Annotated in this window: 12 protein-coding genes; all 12 read left to right on the top strand. The window is 47.5% G+C overall.

All coding sequences use genetic code 11. The features are described 5' to 3' along the window. Window positions 1-425, top strand: a 425-nt coding sequence (locus tag IC229_RS07690) for a transposase (protein ID WP_190886361.1), incomplete at its 5' end; no start/stop codon positions are given. A gap of 131 nt (window positions 426-556) precedes the next feature. Next, window positions 557-1,504 carry a D-erythronate dehydrogenase gene (gene denD, locus IC229_RS07685; RefSeq protein WP_190886360.1) on the top strand — a complete coding sequence of 316 codons (948 nt, stop codon included), beginning with the start codon at window positions 557-559 and terminating at the stop codon, window positions 1,502-1,504. 116 nt (window positions 1,505-1,620) lie between these two features. Continuing rightward, window positions 1,621-1,794, top strand: a complete 174-nt coding sequence (locus IC229_RS35275; protein WP_223833906.1) for a hypothetical protein — start codon at window positions 1,621-1,623, stop codon at window positions 1,792-1,794. A 393-nt stretch (window positions 1,795-2,187) separates the two neighbouring features. After that, window positions 2,188-2,766 carry an RNA polymerase sigma factor gene (locus IC229_RS07675; protein ID WP_190886359.1) on the top strand — a complete coding sequence of 193 codons (579 nt, stop codon included), beginning with the start codon at window positions 2,188-2,190 and terminating at the stop codon, window positions 2,764-2,766. A gap of 132 nt (window positions 2,767-2,898) precedes the next feature. Further along, the gene (locus IC229_RS07670; RefSeq protein ID WP_190886358.1) at window positions 2,899-3,978 is read left to right on the top strand and encodes a FecR family protein; all 1,080 of its coding nucleotides are present in this window, start codon (window positions 2,899-2,901) and stop codon (window positions 3,976-3,978) included. A gap of 259 nt (window positions 3,979-4,237) precedes the next feature. Next, a complete protein-coding gene (locus IC229_RS07665; RefSeq protein ID WP_190886357.1) occupies window positions 4,238-7,546 on the top strand; it encodes a TonB-dependent receptor in 3,309 nt (1,102 codons plus the stop codon). A 17-nt stretch (window positions 7,547-7,563) separates the two neighbouring features. Continuing rightward, window positions 7,564-9,246, top strand: a complete 1,683-nt coding sequence (locus IC229_RS07660; RefSeq protein WP_190886356.1) for a RagB/SusD family nutrient uptake outer membrane protein — start codon at window positions 7,564-7,566, stop codon at window positions 9,244-9,246. A 168-nt stretch (window positions 9,247-9,414) separates the two neighbouring features. Continuing rightward, window positions 9,415-12,321, top strand: coding sequence for a glycosyl hydrolase 115 family protein (locus tag IC229_RS07655; RefSeq protein ID WP_190886355.1), 2,907 nt, complete (start codon window positions 9,415-9,417; stop codon window positions 12,319-12,321). Between the two features lie 48 nt (window positions 12,322-12,369). Continuing rightward, window positions 12,370-13,782 (top strand): family 43 glycosylhydrolase, encoded by a 1,413-nt coding sequence (locus IC229_RS07650; RefSeq protein WP_190886354.1) that lies wholly within the window; start codon window positions 12,370-12,372, stop codon window positions 13,780-13,782. 184 nt (window positions 13,783-13,966) lie between these two features. Continuing rightward, window positions 13,967-15,337, top strand: a complete 1,371-nt coding sequence (locus IC229_RS07645; protein ID WP_190886353.1) for a glycoside hydrolase family 28 protein — start codon at window positions 13,967-13,969, stop codon at window positions 15,335-15,337. A gap of 274 nt (window positions 15,338-15,611) precedes the next feature. Next, the gene (locus IC229_RS07640; RefSeq protein WP_190886352.1) at window positions 15,612-16,664 is read left to right on the top strand and encodes a right-handed parallel beta-helix repeat-containing protein; all 1,053 of its coding nucleotides are present in this window, start codon (window positions 15,612-15,614) and stop codon (window positions 16,662-16,664) included. Window positions 16,665-16,717: 53 nt separating this feature from the next. After that, a complete protein-coding gene (locus tag IC229_RS07635; protein WP_190886351.1) occupies window positions 16,718-22,864 on the top strand; it encodes a CARDB domain-containing protein in 6,147 nt (2,048 codons plus the stop codon). Window positions 22,865-22,884: the final 20 nt, after the last annotated feature.

Genomic DNA, 22,884 nt, shown 5'->3' with positions numbered 1-22,884 from the left:
TGCCCGTCAGTTTACCTGCCCAGCGAGGCCAGGGCTTCACGGTGGCGGGCTTTCTGACGCTAGAGAATCGCCTACAAGCTTACAGCTATAGTGGCCCCACGACGGCTCAGGCCTTTATCCACTTTGTCGATGATTGGATTCGTCAGTGTCCACCCCAGGGCAAACCGGTGTTGGTGCTGGATAATGTCAGTTTCCATCGGAGTGCCGAAGTGATGGCTCGCCAAAAACATTGGGCCACTCAGCAGGTGTATTTGCAATATCTGCCTGCCTATGGCTCGGAGTTGAATTTGATCGAGATTCTTTGGCATCGCTTGAAGCATGAGTGGTTGAGGTTGGCGGATTATGCCAGCAGCCAAAGCCTGCGTAAAGCGGTCGAGCGGATTCTGAGTCAGGTCGGCCAAGAATACACCATTAATTTTGCTTAACCCCTTAAATAGACTGTTAACCAATACAAATCAGCCAATAAAGTGTCAGGTTATAGCTAGCCCACTTTTCTGAATCATCAGGAGTTTAATCACGCTTTTTCCTTTAGCATACGATAGCCAAATTTACATCGATGCAAATACTTATCACAGGCGGAGCTGGATTCCTGGGGCAGCAACTGGCAAAAGCACTCCTGACGAGTTCGCTCGTCTTTGATCAAATAGTATTGGTCGATATTGTCATGCCTGCCAAGCCAGCGAAGGATACCAGGATAAGCTGCCAGCAGATGGACCTTTCCCAGGAAGGTGCAGCTAAAGCCATCATTACGGACCAAACCGGGCTGGTTTTTCATCTGGCCGCTGTCGTCAGCAGCCATGCGGAAGCAGATTTTGACCTGGGTTGGAAGGTGAACCTGGATGTAACCCGTGCGTTATTGGAAGCCTGCCGTCATCAGCGACCGGGTATCCGATTTGTATTTGCGGGTTCTATGGCCGTATATGGAGGAGATTTGCCTGCGGTGGTTACCGATTCGACCATCGTTACTCCGCAATCCTCTTACGGGGCCCAAAAGGCGATCGGCGATTTGCTGGTCAATGACTACACCCGAAAAAACTTTATCGATGGGCGCGTATTACGCTTCCCTTCCATTTGCGTGCGAGCGGGTCGGCCTAACCTGGCGGCTTCTTCCTTTGTCAGCAGTATCATTCGCGAACCTCTTAACGGAGAACAGGCAATTTGTCCCGTAGCGCCAGAACTAGCCGTCTGGGTATCTAGTCCGGATGCCGTTATTCAAAATATCTTGACAGGAGCCACACTGGACGGAGCAGCTTTTGGTCCATGGCGTACGGTAAACTTACCGGGGATTCGGGTTACTGTACAGCAAATGCTCGATTCACTGGAACGTATTGCTGGAAAAGAGACTCGTGCAAGGGTACACTTTCAGCCTGACCCGGCGATCAATCGGATCGTGACGAGTTGGCCTAGTGCAGCCGATAATACGAGGGCGCTCCAGCTAGGGTTCAAGGTCGATACCGATTTTGATGAGTTTATCATCCAATACATCCGCAGCAATCAGCAGTAGCGTTGTGCGAAGCGTATAGCCATCGCTATTTTAAACTGATGGGCAATTCCTGGTCTGTTGGTTCTTGGACCAGGAATCTACATGGCTTGTCAAATCAATCTAAACCTTTAGGCCCTATGAACCGGATAAAAGCTAGCCTATGTTTATCCATTGCCCTTTTTTTTCTATTCATTCTAGCGGCACAGGCACGTGTTAAACGTATTAAGATTACCAGCCGACAATCGCCTACGTTTGAGGGAAAAGTGTTCGCAACGGTGGGTGCCTACGAAAAACTGTGCGGGAAAGCCTAGGGCGAGCTTGACCCAAACAGCCCCCAATTAGCTTCCATAACCGACATTAAACTGGCTTCCCGAAGTTATAAAAGTAAAGGGGATAGAGAGCAGCGCATGCCTTCTAAATGCAACCCAGAATTGTATTTAAATGATAGCTAGTCGAACAGTTGGAGATCACCACACTTCCCTTAAAGTATCCTTACTCATCAGCAAGGATACTTGAGATTCTTCCTTCGTCGGAATAACAAAACCACTCATTTAGGGGCAATTTTTAAATGTTTAAACTGGTTCAAAGTACCAGCGTAGCAGATAGCCTTCAATAAGAAATTTCTCCAGAATAGAATTATTGTCGCTTTTTTTGTACTTTAATTGGGTTGACGATAAATTAGTTAGTACATCACTCTTACATTTTTGGTAGTCGAACAGGATACAGGACTTTGGCAGTCATTTCGGGAAGGAGACCGCAAAGCCTTCGAGGAATTGTTACGTATCTACTATCGGCCTCTGTTCGAATATGGCACCAAATTCCTCAAAGATCGTGATCAATTAAAGGATCATGTGCATGACCTGTTTGTCAATCTGTGGGAACGCCGGATGTTTTTAGGTCCTGTTACTAATCTCAAAATCTACCTGTTCATAGCGCTTCGTAACCTCATTTTTCAGAAGCACCAAAAAGATGCCTTGTGGGGTGAACTGCCTGACGACTTTGGTGAAAATCAACTGGAAGATAATCACCATGCCGAAAACCGGATCATTGCCGAGGAAATGGATGTTCATAAGCGTGCGCAACTCCAGAAATCGATCAGTCAACTATCGAAGCGTCAGCAGGAGGTCATTCATTTGAAATTTTATGAGAATCTGACGAACGATCAAATCGCTCAGGTTCTGGATATCTCCAAACCCGCAGCCACCAACCTGCTATCGCAGGCGCTGAAATCATTTCGCGAGCAATGGGGGCTACTCTTCGTAGCGTTCTACATCCTTCTTTAATTATTATTTGTTAGTTGTAAGTCGCTAGAAAAGAGTCTGTTAGCGATTAATGAAAAAAAAATTGATATTTTTTCATTATAATCTGATACGTTTTCTATCCTCCTTATATACACCCTGATATGGTGTTCAGCCATGAAGCAGTATAAGGATTATGAGGTAAATGATTTTCTGATCGATGACGATTTTGTCCAGTGGGTTCGGGCAGGGGCTGCGCCCAACGTAGCGGTTTGGCGGGACCTACTGACGACTTATCCAGATAAAAAAGCGGACCTGGAAGAAGCCCGTACGTTTATTCTGCAAACACTGGCAGGTGGTACGTTGTCCGATGCTGAGTTAACCCAGGAAATCAACCGGATTCTGGCCAGCACCGCACCTGACGTACCAATACGTCAATTAGGTAACCGTTTTCAGTGGTGGCAGGCTGCGGCTGCGGTTGTTGTGCTTTTGGGTATTGGCTGGGGAATCTGGCAGACTCAATCAACTTTATCGGCTTACGCTTACGATCAGTTGGTGAAAACGTCAACTCTGCCACTGACGGAAGTAGCCAATACGCAGAATAAATCTCAGCTAGTCCTGCTACCAGATGGGAGTCAGATAACGCTGGCCAGCCACAGCCGGGTTAGTTACGCCCGTGATCTTGACAAACGAGCCAACCGGGAAGTGTTTCTGACGGGTGAAGCTTTTTTTAACGTAACGAAAAATCCCCAACACCCCTTTCTCGTGTATGCCGGTGGGTTAGTCACCCGCGTGGTCGGAACGAGTTTCAACGTACAGACCGGAGACAAGCAAGTATCTGTAGTGGTACGAACCGGACGTGTGGCGGTTTACCCGATGAAGGAAACCGATAAATCTGAAAAAATCGATGAAACGTCGCTACTGACTCCTAATCAGCAAGCTACGTTCCTGATTGACAATCAGCAAATTACCCGTACTCTAGCCAACGAACCTAAAGTCTTATCTGCTTCGGAACAGGAAATGGTTAGTTTCCAATTCGATAATACACCGATTGCCCACGTATTCACCCGATTGGAAATGGCGTATGGGGTGTCTATTGTTTACGACAAGTCGGTTATGAAAAACTGTAGGTTGACGGTTCCTATGGGCGAAGAACCGTTTTTTACCAAGTTAGATATTATCTGCCGAACCATTGGCGCCAGTTATAAAGTAGATGGCACTCAGGTGGTTATCAGCAGTGCTGGTTGTGATGAATAAGCAACGTAACAAGTCCCTAATCTCTTAACCCAATATATTCTGATGAATTAAAACCCCAAAAAAAGTCGCCGGGCTTCCAAAATGAACCTGCTTGGACCCATGTTCATTTCTGCCCCGCGACTGTCGTTACTTCCCTCCATGTCTTGGCAAACAGCAGCTCCTTTAGGGGAGCCGGGGAGGGTTTTGTTTTCTTAAACTCAAAAACAGTTGGTAAATTATGAAAAAAAGGATTACCAAACGCAAATTGATTGCGCTCCTTATGAGAACCAGTGTATCCCTGATGCTTATCGTGCTAGTGGCCAGTTTGACCTACGGCCGGGACGGTTTGGCGCAGGATTTACTCAAACGCTCCGTGACGGTTGAGGCCGAACAGCGCGACTTGAAGACCATTCTGAATCAGTTAGAAAAATCTGCTAAAGTTCGTTTTTCCTATACGCCCTCGCTCATTCGTGATCGAAAAGTGAGTCTGACCATGCACAATCAGCCGCTGGAGGACGTACTGGTTAAACTCCTCCGGCCGCTACGTATTCAATATGCCGTATCGGGTGGCTATATTATTCTGAATCGCGAGCCTAGTCCAACCGACACGAATCAGTCGGGTCACGCTACGTCTTCGTCGACTGATATGGCCGCTGTTGATATGGATAAACCTGTTGACAGATCTGTTTCGGGAAACGTAACAGATGAAAAAGGGCAGGGATTACCGGGGGTCAACGTAGTGATTAAAGGAACGACGCGTGGAACGACTTCGAACGCTGATGGAAGCTACCGCCTGAACGTACCGGAAGGCGCTGCCAGCACCCTCGTTTTCTCGCTGGTGGGTTATACCACGCAAGAAATTATTGTCGGTACGCGCACTACGTTGGACATTCAGTTGCAGCCTGACAACAAAACCCTTAACGAAGTCGTGGTGGTGGGATACGGTACACAGAAGAAATCGGACCTGACCGGTTCCATTGCCTCTGTCAACTCAGCGATTATCGGACGCTCTTCGACTACTGACGCCACCGGCGCCCTGCAAGGTAACGTACCGGGTGTGGTTGTGGTCAAAAACGTGGGAAAACCCGGCTCCGGATATAGCATCAACGTGCGGGGAACCAGCTCATTCGGTGGCTCCAACTCCCCACTGTTTGTTATCGACGGCATTCCTACTACCTCGGGGTTGAACGATATCAACCCGGCGGATATTGACAAAATCGACGTATTAAAAGATGCTTCGGCAACAGCTATCTACGGCTCCAGGGGCGCCAAAGGGGTAGTGATTGTGACCACCAAACGCGGTAAATCGGGTAAAACGACCATTTCATATGATGGATATGTAGGCTCCCGGGTTCCCATCCATTTGCCCGACATGATGGATGGTCCAGATTACGTCGCTTTTCGCACGCAGTTGTTTCAGGCGCAGGGCCGGGACATTTCACGCACCAATACCGCTTTTTTTACCCCTGAACAATGGGCCAATATTGACGCGGGGAAGTTCACCGACTGGCCTTCGTTGTTTTTGAAAAATGGCTTGCAGATGAATCACAACCTGTCAGCGAGTGGGGGCGATGACAAGACCCGGTTTTCGTTGGGGGCCGGTTTTCTGCAGGAAGATGGCAACGTAAGTCCGGAAAGCTTTAAGCGTTATTCATTCCGGGGCAACGTAGATCGACAAATCTCTGAGAAATGGAAAGCGGGCATTAACTTTTACATCTCTCAGGACTTGCAAAATCAGGGCAGTTATGAGGCACTACGTTCCGCATACCGTTTACCTCCCACGGTTTCGCCATACGACAACAACGGCACTCCTGTGTTTCGGGTACTGGGCGGTGATGGTGTGATCAATCCCTTATTCGACCGGGATAATGACATTCGGATGAACCGGTATTTTCGGGCATTCGGTAATATCTACGTTCAATTGCAGCCCACCCAGGGCCTGACCCTGAAATCTACCTTTTCTCCTAACTACTACACCACCCGAACAGCCTGGTTTATAGGCGGGCTATCGAAAGAAGGCGCTGGGGCGGGGGGGTATAACAAAGCGACATACGATAACAGTGAGCAATTGAACTGGCGATGGGATAACCAGGCGATCTACGAAGCTGACTTCGGAGGAGTTCACAAAATCACCGCTACGCTGGTCCAGAGTATGCAGCTGGAACGACTTGAGTCGAGCGGAGCGGATGTCTTTAATTTGCCCTATAACTCGCTGTGGTACAACCTGGGATCGGCCACTAACACGACCACCGCTGGCGTCTATTCTGGCCCAACGGTACGTTCCAACTTTAGTCTGTATACCCTAACCGAGCTTATTGGCCGCGTGAACTACAGCTATAAAGACAAATACCTGCTCACTGTTTCGGGTACCTATGATGGCTCTTCTCATTTGGCCGCAGGTAATCAGTATGGCTTCTTTCCATCGGCAGCTATCAAGTGGCGGTTGGGTCAGGAGAATTTCATGAAAACCTTCACACCTGTCAATGACCTCAGCTTCCGACTCAGTTACGGAGCCTCGGGCAACGACCGGATTGATCCCTATACAACGCAAGCTACACTTGGCTCTTCGGTTACCTACTTTGGTAGCGCGCTGGCTCAGGGTTACTCCCCCAACCGGCTTGCCAATAAAGACCTGACCTGGGAAACTACCCAGGAAATCAATCTTGGACTGGACTTCAGCCTGTTTAACAACCGTCTCTATGGCTCGATCGATGTCTATAATCGCGATATTCGTAATATCCTGGTAGACAAAAACTTGCCAGCTCCGGCGGGTTTCAACTCAATCAAAGCCAACCTGGGCCGTTTGCGTAACCGGGGAATTGAAGTAGGGCTTTCTACCATCAATATTGAGAAGGGAAAGTTTTCCTGGAAAACCGATTACGTCTTTGATGCCAACAAAAACCAGATCCGGGAAACGGCCAATGGCGCTAAGGACGACGTAGGTAGTCTGTTTTTCATCGGCCAGCCGGTGCAGGTTAACTATGACTACGTATTTGATGGCATCTGGCAAACCAGCGAAGCCGATTTGGCCGCCAAATACAACCAGAAGCCAGGTCAGGTGCGGGTGAAGGATATCAATAACGATGGCGTGATCAATGCCAGTGACCGGCAAATCATTGGTAAGCGAGTACCATCCTGGACCGGCTCAATTGGCAATACGTTTCGTTACGGCAATCTGGATTTATACGTATTGGTTTACTCGCGACAGGGTGAGCAATATAGCAGTTCATTCGACGCCAGTTTTATGAACTACAACCAGATCTACAAGCAAATGAACGTCGATTACTGGACGCCAACCAATCCGTCGACGACCCACTTCCAACCTGGTAACCCTGGTTCCTTCGTGAACGCCATCTATTACAGGAAGTCGGATTTCGTTCGGGTGAATAACATCACCTTAGGCTACACTTTTCCCCGCGAATTGCTTCAAAAGGTCAATATCAATAGCTTACGGCTCTACGCAACGGCCACCAATCCGTTTCTATTTACCAAGTACGATGGGTTCGATCCCGAGTGGACAAGCCAGAATACGTATGGAACCGCCATCAGCACGGCTACCTACCTGTTCGGCGTAAACCTTTCTTTTTAACCGAAACCTGTCAACTCATGAAAAAGACAATTTATAAACTATTGACCCTGCTGCTCACAACAGCTTTGGTCTCCTGCAATGATTTCCTCACGGAACAAAACCTCAGCGGCATCACCAGCGAAAATTACTTCAAGGATGCCGCCAGTTACGAGTCATTGATCAATTCGTGCTATTCTTCACTACGTAGCATCTATAATCTCAATCCCAGCCTGTTCGAGTGGGGCACCGACCTCACGACGCGGGGCGAGATTGAATTAGTCAGTGGACAGGCCAACGAGGTACCCGCCATTCAGCTCAATGAATATAAAACCCTGACTTCCGATAACAGTCCCGGCAGTACGTTCTTTTCGGCTGCTTATGCTGGTATTCAGCGCTGCAACACGGCCATCAATCGGGGTGGCTCGATTCCGGGATTAGCCGAAAGCCTCAAAAACAAACGTATCGCTGAGGTACGTTTCATTCGGGCTTATTACTATTACCTGCTGGTGGAAAATTTCGGGGGTGTTTCCATCGTACAGGATGAGATCAACTCGGCAGTCACCCACTTTGTACCCAACACTGAACAGCAGGTCTACGATTTCATGATCACGGAGTTGACGGCCGCCCTGCCTGCGGTTGACGTAACAACGGCTGATTTTGGCCGGGTTACGCAGGACGCCGTCAAGCATCTGCTTTCGCTGGTGTATCTGACCAGGGGATACAAATCGTTCGGGGCCAGCAGCGACTTTGAGAAGGCTGCCCAGTATGCTGAAGAAATCATCAAAGGCGGCACCTACAGTCTTCTGCCCTCGTTTGCCGATGTTTTCAAACCAGGTAATGAACGTAGTAAAGAGATTATCTTATCGATGCAGTATGAGGCCGGTAGTGCATCTATTCCGGGACACGGGCAGAATATTCTGTTCGGCTGGCGGTATTGGCGGGAAAAAGGCTTTGATGAGGTCACGGCTACGAAAGATTACAACCGTCGGCGGTCTGATTTCATGCCGACCCAGTTTCTCTACACGCTCTATAACACGGCCAAGGATGCCCGCTATGACGTAACGTTTTTGAGCCAGCTCTACGCTACCAAAGATGATGGCATCATTAAAAAAGGCGACCTGCGATTCTATTTTCCTTATCCAGATCAACTCTTTACAGCGGCTGATTCGGCGGCACTAAAGAAAGCCAATCCGAACGTAGAAATCATCCGATTTGAGAAGTGGAAACAAGCTTTCAACAATGTGGGCGGGGTAGAGAAGTTTCCCATGATCAACAAGTTTTATGATCCCAATGCGCCCCTTCCGGGTAATAATGAGCTCTTATATGCCAGTACGCGGGATATTTTCCTGTTCCGTATGGCAGAAACGTATCTAGTAGCTGCTGAAGCGTATTTCAAACTGGGTAAGTCAGCCGACGCGGCTACCAAGCTGAACGCAGTACGTACTCGGGCGACCAAAGCAGGTCAGAGTTTAGCCATTACGGCATCGGAAGTAACACTTGATTTCATTCTGGACGAAAAAGCGCGTGAGCAGGCCGGGGAGTACAAGCGTTGGCTCGATCTGAAGCGTACGCGTAAACTGGATCGGGCTTTCAAATACAACAACTTAACGTTCCTGGCCAACGGCGCGGTAACTAACGTAGACAAATACTACCTACGCCCGATTCCGCAGTCGGTCATTGATCGGGATTCGGAAGGTTATCCTCAAAATACAGGCTATTAAACGGAGTTTAGGCTTGTCGGTGAGGGCGCTTCTATGCCTGTATTCAACCCCAATTTCTTAGAAACAAATAGTCCACGGGTTCTTAAGCTACTTTTGATTGGCGTAGCCTGATAATCAGGCTACCTCAAATTGAGCTTAAGAATCTGCGGGCTATTTCCAGCAGAAAACATGATTAACGTTCAACGATTGCTGCTAATTACGTTAACCCTTTTGTTAAACGGCGCTCTGAATGCAACTGCAATTCCTTTTGACCTGGTCACGCCAAAGACAAAGGTATCGATTGTGTATGCTGCCGATGATCGAAAACTGGATTCAATCGCAGCCCATCTGCTGGCGCAGGATATTCAGCGGGTTACGGGTTATCTGCCGCACGTTTATACGGATGTAAATAACGCCAGTGGCAATCTGATTCTCATTGGAACGGTCAATTCTAGCTTGGTTAAATCGCTGAGAGACAACTCGTTTGCTTCTTTGAATGGAAAGTGGGAGTGCTACGTTCAGAAGGTTTTAGATAAGCCATTCAAAAACGCAGATCAGGTATTGGTGATTACCGGCAGTGATAGCCGGGGGACAGCGTATGGCGTGTTTAACCTGTCGGAAAAGATTGGCGTTTCGCCCTGGTATTGGTGGGCTGACGTAACACCGACAACGAAAACTCAGTTGTCAATTGCAATCGAGTCGACTACGTCAAACCCACCTTCCGTGAAATTCCGGGGCATATTTATCAATGATGAAGATTGGGGATTGCAGCCCTGGGCAGCCAAAACGTTTGAGCCAGAAACAAAAGATATAGGTCCAAAAACGTACGCCAGGGTGTTTGAATTGTTGCTCCGACTCAGGGCCAACCTGATCTGGCCGGGCATGCATCCCAGCACGAAACCGTTTTACACAATTCCGGGCAATAAAGACGTAGCGGATGCCTATGAAATTATTGTCGGCACTTCTCACGCCGAACCCATGCTACGTAACAACGTTCGCGAATGGGACAAAAAAAGCATGGGTGCTTTTAACTACATCACCAACAAACCGGCGGTTTATAGCTACTGGGAAAGTCGGGTGAAACAGGCGGGTGTGGCCAACGTAATGTACACCATCGGTATGCGCGGGGTGCACGATAGCGGTATGGAAGGCGTTAAAGGCACGAAAGAAGCCGTTCCGTTACTGGAGCAGATTTTTGCCGACCAACGCGATTTACTCCAAAAACACATCAACCCCGACGTAACGAAAGTACCCCAGGTGTTCACGCTGTACAAAGAGGTTTTGGATGTGTATGCCAATGGCCTTAAGGTTCCGGACGATGTTACGTTGATCTGGCCCGACGATAATTATGGCTATATCCACCAACTAAGCAATGCCGACGAAACGAAACGCTCGGGTGGATCAGGTGTTTATTACCATGCGTCTTATTGGGGACGACCGCATGATTATCTGTGGCTTTCCACAACTCACCCCGCTCTGATGCGTGAGGAAATGACCAAAGCGTATACGATGAACGCCCGGCAAATCTGGGTACTCAACGTTGGCGACATAAAACCCGGTGAATACGATTTACAGCTATTTATGGACATGGCCTACCAGGTCGAACCGTTTATGGATAGCCGTTACTCCAGGCAGCACCTGCAAAACTGGGTAAGTCAATTACTTGGGAGTCAGTTTGCTACGTCTGTTGCAAAAAATTTGTGGGATTATTTTCAGTTAGCCTTCGAGCGAAAGCCTGAATACATGGGCTGGAGCCAAACCGAGCCGACTACACCTGTTAAGCCGCTGACGGCCTATAACCATCATTTTTTTAATGATCAGGCCCAACGTCGGCTGGATCGGTATGATGAACTGGAAAAAGAAGTTCGGACGATAAGTTCACGCATGCCTGCTCACCTCAAAAATGCGTATTACGAACTGGTCGAATACCCGATTGTGGGCGCGTCGCTGATGAACAAAAAGTTTCTATACCGGGATAAAGCGAACCTTTACGCCGAACAGGGACGTATCACCGCCCATCACTATGCTACGTTGTCGAAGCAGGCGTACGAGGCTATTGTCAGAGAAACGGATTATTTCAACAACCAATTGGCGCAAGGGAAATGGAAGGGAATGATGTCGATGAATCCGCGTGAGCTGCCTGTTTATGAACTGCCTACTACCAATTTTACGACTAAATCTACAGGTAGGGATTGGCAAGTTACTCCCGAAGGGTATTCAAAAGTGGATTCGGATGCTACGTTAGCGCTTCCCGAATTTGATCAATGGAATAAGCAACGCTATTTTATTGATGTTTTTCTCAGCCGGGAAATCAGCCTTCCGTTTACAATCACTACGTCGGCTAACTGGATCAAAGTGAGCCAGATGCAGGGTACGCTCACTCCGAAAGAAGGCCAAAGTGAGGCTCAATTGTGGGTTGAAATCGACTGGGTCAAGGCTCCGAAACAAGCCTTATCGGGTTCGGTCAGCGTCGTCGGTGGAAGCCAGACTATCAGCGTTAGCGTAAAAGCTAATAATGCTAACGTACCAGAATTAAATCAGTATAAAGATTTTGTTGAAGCAGCCGGGTTTATTGCCATTGATGCCGCGAGCACATCAACCCGCACAGGCGGGAAAGGGACTCAATGGGAAGTTGTCGACGGATTAGGTTCTGCGGGCAAGGCGCTGGAAGCGTTGCCCTTGTCGGTTCAGGCAACGACACAGTTGAGTGATACTACGTTGATCCGGTCGAATCCTTCCGTTACGTATGATTTTTATACGTTTCACCCGTCACCGGCTGATTTCAGTGTCTACACCTTGCCAACCTTTCCGCTCAATAACGAGCAGGAAATGCGCTACGCGGTTTGCATTGATGGCGGTGCGCTTACAGTTCTTAACTTCAAAACGGTGGGACGTACCGACGAATGGAAGCAAAACGTACTCAGCAACGTAGCAGTCAGAACCATCAAACAGGCTTCGTTACCCGCTGGAAAACATACGCTGACCATTTATAAGATTGACCCGGGCGTCATTCTGGATCGCATCTTTATCAATCTGGGTAATCAACAATCTCAGTACGGCGCCGTGCCAGAAACGGCTCACAGCTTCTCCAAATAAAGCGTTTCGCTTGTCTACCAACTACTCAAAATAACCTTGACGGTTCCTATGCGCCTGGCCAAAATTGTGTTCGTGGCTCTCCTTTCGCTAACGTATCATTATGCTGATGCCCAGCGGCAAAAAGCTTACAACGCGATTTATTCGGGTGTTCCCTGGTTTGATGATAAAGGTCAGATTGTCAGTGCGCACGGTGCGAATATTGTTTTGGATAAGGGGCGTTATTATTTGTTTGGCGAAGCTCATACGGATACCAGTAACGCGTTTGCGGGCGTCAACTGTTACTCCTCGACAGATTTGTACAATTGGCAATTCGAGCGGGTGGCATTACCGGTTCAGCCATCGGGAAAGTTAGGCCCAAACCGGGTGGGGGAACGCCCGAAAGTAATGAAATGCCCAAAAACCGGCGAATACGTTATGTTTATGCACGTCGATACGTTGGGTTACACAGACCAGTTTGTCGGTTATGCTACGTCGAATAGCATTACTGGACCATATACGTTTAAAGGCCCAATTCTTTTCAACGATAAGCCGATTCGGAAATGGGACATGGGCACTTTTCAGGATCAGGATGGTTCGGGATACGTATTGATTCACGGCGGGGAAATCTACAAACTCAGCGATGATTATCAGGCTGTGCGTGAGCAGGTTAACAAAAGCATGACCCCAGGTTTTGAATCACCTGCTATTTTCCGAAAAGACAGTATCTACTATTTTCTGGGTTCTCATCTGACCAGTTGGGAACGTAACGATAATGAATATTATACCGCTACGTCGTTAAACGGCCCGTGGACATTCAGAGGCACCTTCGCGCCGAAAGGCACCTTAACCTGGAATTCCCAAACCACGTTTGTTCTGCCCATTGCCGGATCGAAAGGCACTACGTATCTGTTCATGGGCGATCGATGGGCTTTTCCAAAACAGGCTTCAGCCGCTACGCATGTCTGGCAGCCACTTTCGGTTTCTGGCCATTCGCTTTCACTGGCAACGTACCAGCAAGCCTGGCAAATCAATACGTCGACAGGTGCCGCTTCTCCGGCAAAAGCTGGTCAGAAATTTATTGAAAACACGGATAAATCTCGGATAACATTCACTGGAAACTGGAGTCAATCTTCATCCGATACGTCATCGGTGAGCCGCTCGGCCGAAAAGGGCGCTTCGTTTTCGTTGAAATTTACGGGTACGCAAATCGGCTTGATTGGTGAAGCGGGTCCTGATGGCGGCTATGCACGTATCGTTCTTCAGGATAGCAAGGGGAAAATTGTGCGCACAGCCCTGGTGGATATGTATTGCAGTTATCCGGTAGCATCGCTTAGTTTCCTGAGTGCCAGTCTGCCAAAAGCCAGTTATACGTTGACCGTTTCGGTCATGGGTGAACGTGGCAACTGGTCGGATAAGCGAAAAAGCGTGTATGGCAGTACCGGCAATTTTGTTTCGCTCGATAAGTTTATCATCAATGATTAAGCTAAATGGCACCAGAGCGGAGGCTACGGCGAAATACGCAGAACGTATACTAGCTGTTTATAAATGGCTTTAAAACGCCGGGGTTAGCAATCAATAAAATGACGTCCGATGATTTGCGTCTGGATGCAGTGGTATCAGGGAAATTAATCGAGCCGGTGTTGGCCGAAATCGCGAAAGCTAAATTATGAAAGCAACTATCGTTTGTTTATTGGCCGTTTATTCGATCGTTGTTTACGGCTTTGTCAGGAAAGAGCCGGGTTTGACGATTCAGGAGATAAGCGTTAAAGCCCCGTTTGTCATTCCAAAAATTAAAGTACCTGACTTTAGCAAGTGTAAACGATTATCCATCAACGATTTTGGCGCTGTTCAGGGCGATAAGGCGAAAACATCGCAGGCAATTGCCAAAGCGATCGATCAAGCCAGTAAACAGGGCGGGGGAGTGGTCGTTATTCCGGAAGGTGAGTGGCTAACGGGAAAAATTCATCTGAAAAGTAACGTAGCACTGCATCTCGACAAAGGTGCCGTGCTGCTATTTTCCGAAAATCCAGACGACTATTTACCTGCGGTTCATACTACCTGGGAAGGACTGGAATGCTACAATTATTCGCCCCTGATCTATGCATATGGGTGTAAAAATATTGCCATTACCGGCGAAGGGGAGCTAAAGGCTAAACTGGATGTGTGGCAGAAATGGTACGCGCGGCCAAAATCGCACATGGAAAGCATCAAACGACTCTACAATTTAGCCTGGAATCGGACTCCGGTTGAGCAGCGACAGATGGTCAATGATACGGCTCACCTGCGTCCGCAGTTTATTCAGTTTAACCGCAGCGAAAACATTCTGATCGAAGGGATTTCCATTACCAACAGCCCGTTCTGGACAATCCATCCGTATCTGTGTAAGAACGTAGTGATCCGTAAGATAAAAGTCTATGCACATGGTCATAATAATGATGGCGTCGATCCGGAAATGAGCCAGAACGTACTGATCGAGAATTGTCTGTTCGATCAGGGCGACGATGCGATTGCCATCAAATCCGGTCGAAACCCCGAAGGATGGCGCTTAAAAACGCCTTCGAAAAATATTGTTATTCGCAACTGCACGGTGAAAAACGGCCATCAGCTGGTTGCGATTGGCAGTGAACTTTCGGGCGGCATTGAAAATGTGTTTGTCGATAGCTGTCGGGTAGTGGATGGCGCTAAACTGAACCATCTGCTGTTCATAAAAACCAACGAACGGATGGGTGGATACGTACATAATATTCACATGACCAACGTAGCGGCCGGGAAAATTGACCTGGGCGTATTGGGCATCGAAACCGACGTACTGTATCAATGGCGTACCCTGGTGCCTACGTATGAACGTCGACTTACCCCAATCAAAGACGTATTTCTGGACAACGTAACGGCCACCGATGTCAGGTTTATCTCCCGGATATTAGGGCAGAAAGAACTTCCAGTCGAGAACATATCACTTAAACGTGTCGTCGTTAGTAAGGTCGAAGACAAAAAACAGATTCACGAGAACGTATTACGAGCCAGTGTGTTGAATTAACGTATCAATATTGCATTTCGACAACAAGCCTATAATACGTTCCGCTTATGCCTGTTAAGAATCCCTTTCATACTATCGATGAATCGGGTTATGTTACTACCGATAACTCCCTTAAGTTGCTAAAATGTCATTGAAATAAACTTATCCTTTAAAAACAAACCGTTAAATAAAAATAGATATATACCAGCCAGTTTTATATTAAAAAAATTTTGATAAAGGAAACAATACAGGTACTATTACTCAGTAATTATCCACTCCATACTTATAATTTATAATGAAAACTTTACTTCTGGCCGTTTACTGCCTGCTTTTCTGTTGTTCCTCTTATGCCAAAATATGGCGTGTTAATAATAACAGCGGAATAAACGTCGGTCTCACAACCCTACAGGCTGCCCATGATGCGGCCGCTTCGGGTGACACTATTCATGTAGAGGGCTCACCGAATTCATATGGTACTTTAACCTCGACAAAAAAATTAACGATAATTGGGCCCGGCTTCTTTCTGGATGCCAATACCAATCTACAGGCCTTTACACAAACAGCCAGAATAAGTGGTATCACCTATTATGTAGGTTCTGAAGGGTCAGTTGTTTTGGGTATGGATTTTTCTGGGAATAGTATTAATGTATTCTGTAATGATATTATCATTAAACGAAATAAGTTTTCTTCTTTTGGTAATTCAGATCCGGAGTGGCAGTCAGGAACAATTGGTTTGTACTATAAACAAAATGATTCTTCTATTCCCGTTAACAATATTATTATAACCCAAAATTTTGGGTTTGTCCTGTTTATACAACAGCCTTCAACTGGAATACTAGTTACCAATAATTACATGTTTGTAGGTTCTAGCCAAGGAGAACAAACAGAAAGTCTATGCATAAATAGCAGTGTAAACGCCGTCACATTGATTCAAAATAATGTTTTTAGACGGGGTAAAGTGAGAACGTATACTAGTACCTTAACCAATAATATTATGTACGTTGGCACATTTGAAGGTACAGATAACTTACTGTCTAATAATATTGGTTCGGGAACTCAATTCGGTACAGCCAACAATAATAAATCGAACATCGATATGAGCACTGTATTCGTGCTTACTGGCTCTCCCGACGGATATTTCAAATTAAAATCAGGTTCGCCGGCCATCGGTGCGGGTTATGGCAGCACCGCCCAGAATCCGGTAGATGCCGGTATGTTTGGCGGTCAAACGCCTTACGTCTTATCGGGTATTCCACCCATCCCTTCCGTTTACTTCTTTGAAAATCAGCCAGTCGGTAGTTCTGCCGACCCGATTGATGTTACGGTCAAAGTAAGGTCCAACAATTAACAGCGTATTTCTTTTATCACCGACTGAGTCGATAACGGCTAAATACGTCTGTTATGAAACAGTTTACACTCCGCAATTTCCCGGCTTTCGCGGTCCTGTTATGGCTTTGCCTTATCTGCTCCGGAATTCAGGCTCAGAACGTATCGAAGATCGAATACTACGTCGATACCGATCCTGGCTTTGGTCAGGGGGTAAACGTGCCGATTACGGCAGGTCTGGATGTGACAGCCTCTTTTGCGATCAATATAAACAGTCTTCCCGCTGGCTTTCATCAGGTATTCATACGGTCTTTCGTAACGCCGTATCAGGTACAGGAAAATGGCACCCCTGTCACAAAAGGCGGATGGTCGCTTACAAACGTGCGAATCTTCTATAAAGAGGATTTTATTGCAGCGAGTACCACCTTGCCGAACGTAGTGAAAGGTGAATATTTTATTGATACTGACCCCGGTTTTGGAAGCGGCACTACTATTCCCGTTACGTCCGGATCGGACTTGAGCAACGTTACGTTGACATTCGATATTACGTCCCTTACGCCCGGATTTCATCAACTTTTTGTCCGCTTCAGGGATGCCAATGGAAGCTGGGGGCTTACGCAAAAACGGTTGTTTTACAAACAAAATTTGACGGTTTCCCCCACAGTTCTGGCGAATATTGTCAAAGCTGAATACTTCTTCGACACTGACCCCGGTTTTGGAAGTGGTACGGCAATTGCTGTTTCACCAGCTTCCAATCTGAACAATATTTCGTTTACGGCTGACGTAACGGCTCTGGCAACAGGCTTTCATAATCTGTACATCCGCTTCCGGGATAGTAACGGTAACTGGTCGCATACCCCTACAAGAACATTTTATAAAGAGGCCATTCAGCCAACCGGCAATACGCTTCCAAACATTGTTAAAGGCGAATATTTCATTGATAATGATCCTGGTTTTGACAAAGCCACATCCATAGCCATTACGGCGGGCTCTGATCTTTCGAACATTACTTTTGATTTTAACATTACGTCTCTCTCTGACGGTTTTCATAAACTGTATACTCGTTTCAAAGATGAAAAACAGCAATGGAGTCTGACAAACACCCGTACGTTTTATAAACAGTCGATTACTCAGGCTGAGCCATTAGCCGACATTACTCAGGTTGAGTATTTTGTGGACACCGATCCTGGATTTGGCCAGGGGAAGCAGATAACAGTTACGTCGGGAACGACAATTGATAACATCGCTTTTGAAGTTGATTCACAGAATCTTCTGCTGGGCGATCATATCCTTTACGTTAGAGCCAAAAATAGAAATGGGCACTGGAGCATCACCAACAAAAATTCGTTCAGGCTTGAACCACCTTCAGGCACGTTTGTCACAATAGGTCAGATCGAACAGACTTTATGCATTGGCAATACAGTCAGTATTCCATTTACGGTTAACAGCCCCTTCACGGCAGGCAATATTTTTACGGCTCAACTGTCTGATGCTGATGGCAGTTTCACATCGCCCCGCCCAATAGGAACCTTAACCGGAACAGGTTCTGGCTCCATCACGGTCACTATTCCTTCTGTGGCAGAGGGAACAAACTACCGTATCCGTATTTCGGCGAGTAATCCGTCCCGGGTCAGTACGGCGAACAGTACACCCTTGAGTATTCATCGGGTACCACCCGTATTTTCCATTGCGGGCGATACCGTTTCCTGTGTTGGAACAAAGACGTATAACCTGGAGAATACCGTATCGGGCAGCAATAACTACATATGGTCGCTCTCCGGCGGAGGAAGCCTCCAGGCGAATAACGTAACGGCAACGATTAACTGGGCTACAGTCGGAAACTACACAATCAAGGTAAAATACACGGGCGTTTGTGCCGGTCAGGATTCTGTAAAAACCGTACCCGTTAACGTAACGAATCAACCGCTAACCGGTACGTTTCAGAACCTTCTGCCGCAGGATAACGAAACCGATCAGCCCATACAGGTTGTCTTCACCTGGTCGCCAATCCCCAAGGCTGTTACCTATGATCTTTACGTCTGGCCCGCTACGTCAGCCAGACCCAATACCCCAACGGCTGCCAACATCACCGCCATTAATTATACGATCTCGAATACCACTATTATTCAGTACGATCAGAGCTATAAGTGGCAGATTGTTGCCAAACGCGCCTGCTACGAGCTGGCCAGCCCTGTTCGAACATTCCGAACGCGCCATTTACCCGACTTAATTGTTGAAAGCATTTCGACCCCTGCTACCGGTATTTCAGAAACAGATGTTTCTGTAAGCTGGGTCGTGAAAAATCAGGGTGAAGGCGATACAAATGGCCCCTGGACCGATCAGGTTTATTTATGCGACAATCCGGTTTTGAGTGCAAGTGCTGAAAAATATTATATCGGTGCTGTCAGTAATTTTAGTTCGCTGCCCATTGGTCAATCCTATCGTTCGGCAAACTTTACGTTCAGAATTCCACAAGGTATACAGGGTAATTACTACGTTGTTGTTACTACAAACGCATCACAATCGCTGCGCGAGACTTCGTTAACCAACAACGAGCGCGGCAGTACTATCCTGAATATTTCGCTGGCTCCACCCCCTGATTTACAGGTAACGGCGCTGACGGTCTCACCGTTGAATACGTTTTCCGAAAGTGAAGTGACCGTTACGTATACCGTTACGAATAAAGGCACGGGCCCGACTACGGCAACAAACTGGGCTGATCAGATTTCAATTGGAACGTCGGAGTCGGTCAATCTGGCTACAGACCGAGTGCTGAAAACCGTCGGCCAGCAAGGGGTAATAGCTCCCAACGGTACGTATCAGATCACGCAAAAAGTCATACTCCCGGCCCAAATTTCAGGCCAGTACTACATACATGTAATCACTGATCGGTATAGCCAGGTTTTTGAGTATACCCGGGAAGACAACAATAGCCTGAACAGCCTTGCTATGACCATTATTCAACGGCCAACTCCCAATCTGGTGGTTAGTAATGTGGGCGTGTCATCGACGACCGTATCGAACGGCCAAAACGTAACGGTTCAATGGACAACCGCCAATGAAGGCTCAGAGGTAGCCATTAAACCCTGGGTCGAAGGCATTTACTTGTCGACTGATCAAATCTTCAATGCGTCGACCGACCGTTTTATTGGCAGTTTTACCCGTCAGGAACATTTGCTTTCCTTGAGCAGCAGCCGGATGCAGCAAAGTGTTCAGATACCCCGTTCACTTCAGGCGGGCGACTACTACGTATTCGTCTTTTCGGATTCCAACAATCAGATTTACGAGAATCCCGACGAAACCGATAATACGTCGATGGCGGTCGACAAAATCACCGTCATCAATCCGGACCTCAAACCACTTACCCTGACGGCTCCCGCAACTGCCTTGTCGGAAGAAACCCTATCGGTTCAATGGAAAGTGAAAAATGACAGCCCGGCCGCCATTTACAATGCCAACTGGACGGATCGTATCTATTTATCAACGAATCAGAGCTTTGATCCAACCGATGTTCTGTTGACGGAAACTGTAACGGATCAGTTTCTGAGCGCAACGGGCGAATACACTAAAAATGCGTCTGTTTCACTGCCCGCCCAGATTTCAGGCAATTATTACCTGATTCTGATTAGTGATGCCGATAACACTATTTTCGAACGGCTAGAGACTAACAACGTACTGGTGGCTCCAATTGGCATTACCCTTGCCCCCTCACCTGATCTTGAGGTTTCTTCGCTTGTTACACCAACCACCGATACCGTTGGTACTGCGATTGCCATTCAGTATACGGTAAAAAATAGTGGAGCGGGGCCAATTACGAATAAGAGCTGGACAGACGGTGTCTATCTGTCGCCCACGCCGACACTGAACGAAGCGACTCAGGTTAATATTGGCACCACCTTCCTGAATCGGTCACTGGCTGCCGGCCAATCGTATACCCAGCAAACGGCTTTCCCAATCCCCGGAAATCTGGCACCCGGCGCCTACTATATTATTGTAAAAACGGACGCTGGAAACCTTATTTTCGAAAACAACGCCGAGGCAAACAACCTGAAAACCGCTACCAGTACGGTAAATCTGGTTGCTTTACCACAGACAGATTTGTCGGTAGTGACCGGTCAGATTTTAAGCGGTACCGTAACCGCTGGTCAGCCGGTTAGCCTGCAATGGACGGTTAAAAATAACAGTACGCAGTCAACGGTAATCCCATCCTGGACAGATGCAGTATTCCTGAGTACGAATCCTGTTCTCGATTTCAGCGATCAGTTAATTGGCAGTACAGCCATTAATTCGCCACTAGGGCCGGGCAATACGTACACCCGAAGTCTGACCGTTACCGTTCCTCAGGAAGCCGAAGGAACCGTATTTTTTATTGTGAACGTGGATCGCTTCAGTCAGCATAATGACCCGAATCGAGCCAATAATACGCTGGCGATGACACTCAGCGGAGGGGGGACAAGCGTACAGGTTGTTACACTTCCGCCCGCCGATCTGGTTCCTTCGCTGGTTTCGTTGCCGACCCAGGCTGTTGCCTCGCAACCCATTACGGTTCGCGCGAAAGTCAAAAACAATGGTACTGGGCCTACCCCGGCCAGTTCATGGATTGATCAATTCTATTTATCGACCGATTTACAGCTAGGTAATGATGTGTCGCTAGGTAGCCATGCGCACAACGGTGCACTTGCTGCTGGCGCAGAATATACCGATACCCTTCAACTCATGCTGCCGCCAAACGTATCGGGTAATTATTACCTGCTTCAGCAGACCGACGCTACGAATACTGTTTTCGAGCGCGGAAACGAGGGGAACAACATCGCCGTCGCAAGTCTTTTCATTTCGCCCCAGCAACCCAGCGATCTGGTTATAAAAGAGATTACAGTTCCTGCCACTCCCCAGTACGCTGGCGAAACCGCACTTATCAGTTGGGTACTCGCCAATATAGGCACGAATGCAACCAATGCGTTTCGACGCGATGCCGTATACCTATCGGCTGACACGACCTTAGATGCAACCGACGTATTACTCGGTACGCTGGAAGGTACCGTTAATTTGCCGATTCAGGCAACGGCCATCCAGACGCTGGAAAAACCACTGGCCAACCTGTCAATTGGCGAGTACTACGTTATCATCAAAACGGATATCCTGAACAACATTGTCGAACACAACGAAGGGAATAACCAGGCTATATCAGTTAGTAAGCTTGTTGTGACGTTTCGGGAACTTCCTATTAACGTACTGACTTCCGCTACGTTAAAAAAAGATAACCCTCTGTATTATCGCATTGAAGTTCCTGCTGGTTTAACGGGTGAAACGCTGGCTGTTACCTTAAAAGGAGATTCTACCAACAACGCCGTCAATCGTATTTTTATCCGTAAAGGATTGGTGCCGACCGTTAACCAATATGATTATGTAGGAAATCTGCCATTTCAGGCGAATCAGGAGATCGTACTTCCTTCCTTACAGACCGGAACGTATTACCTGATGGTAACGGGTGGAAATTTAACAACACCGTCCCTGCCGATTACCTTGCTGGCAAAAGTTATTCCGTTTGGCGTCAAAAGTGTGAACGCGTCGCAGGGCGGTAATACTGGCCTCGCTACGTTAAAAATAACGGGAGCCCGATTTGAAGCCAGTACGGTTTTCCGGCTGAAAAAAACAGGCACTGAAACTATACAACCGTATCGCATTCAATACGTTAACCAGACGGTCGTCTTTGTTACGTTCGATCTGCTGAACAAACCATTAGGGGCTTACGACGTAGAAGCCACAAATCCGGGCGGGGCCACCGCCGTGCTTCCACAGAGTTTTACGATTCGTCAGGGAACCGGTAGCGTGTTTGTCTCCGGAAATACGGGTGAACCTGGCAGTTCAGGGTTTGTCTGCCAGATTACGAATGTCGGTTTTGAAGATCAATTCACAACCGACGTAGTAGCCCCAGCCAACGTAAGGCTCTCGGCTATTACGTCCTTCATTGTCAGTTACCAGAATAATGGAACGGTCGATATTCCCGTACCGACAAAATACCTGCTCTCGCTCAGCGAAAACGTCCCGGTTGCGTTTTCAATCCCCGAACTGAAAGACAACAAAAGTGACCTCGTGCTCGAATGTAAGGAAGAGGGTGGCCCGCCCGGAATTTTACGTCCCGGAGCCAGTGGGTACTTTAAAATCTATACGGTATCTACAAACCGGGCAGTTCCAACGATCGACATTGTGATTACTGATTGATTATCTTTTACCACACCACG

Source organism: Spirosoma profusum (assembly GCF_014699005.1).
In the GTDB taxonomy this organism is placed as follows: Bacteria; Bacteroidota; Bacteroidia; order Cytophagales; family Spirosomataceae; genus Spirosoma; species Spirosoma profusum.
The sequence above is the reverse complement of the archived record's forward strand: the minus strand, read 5'-3'. Positions and strand labels throughout refer to the sequence as shown.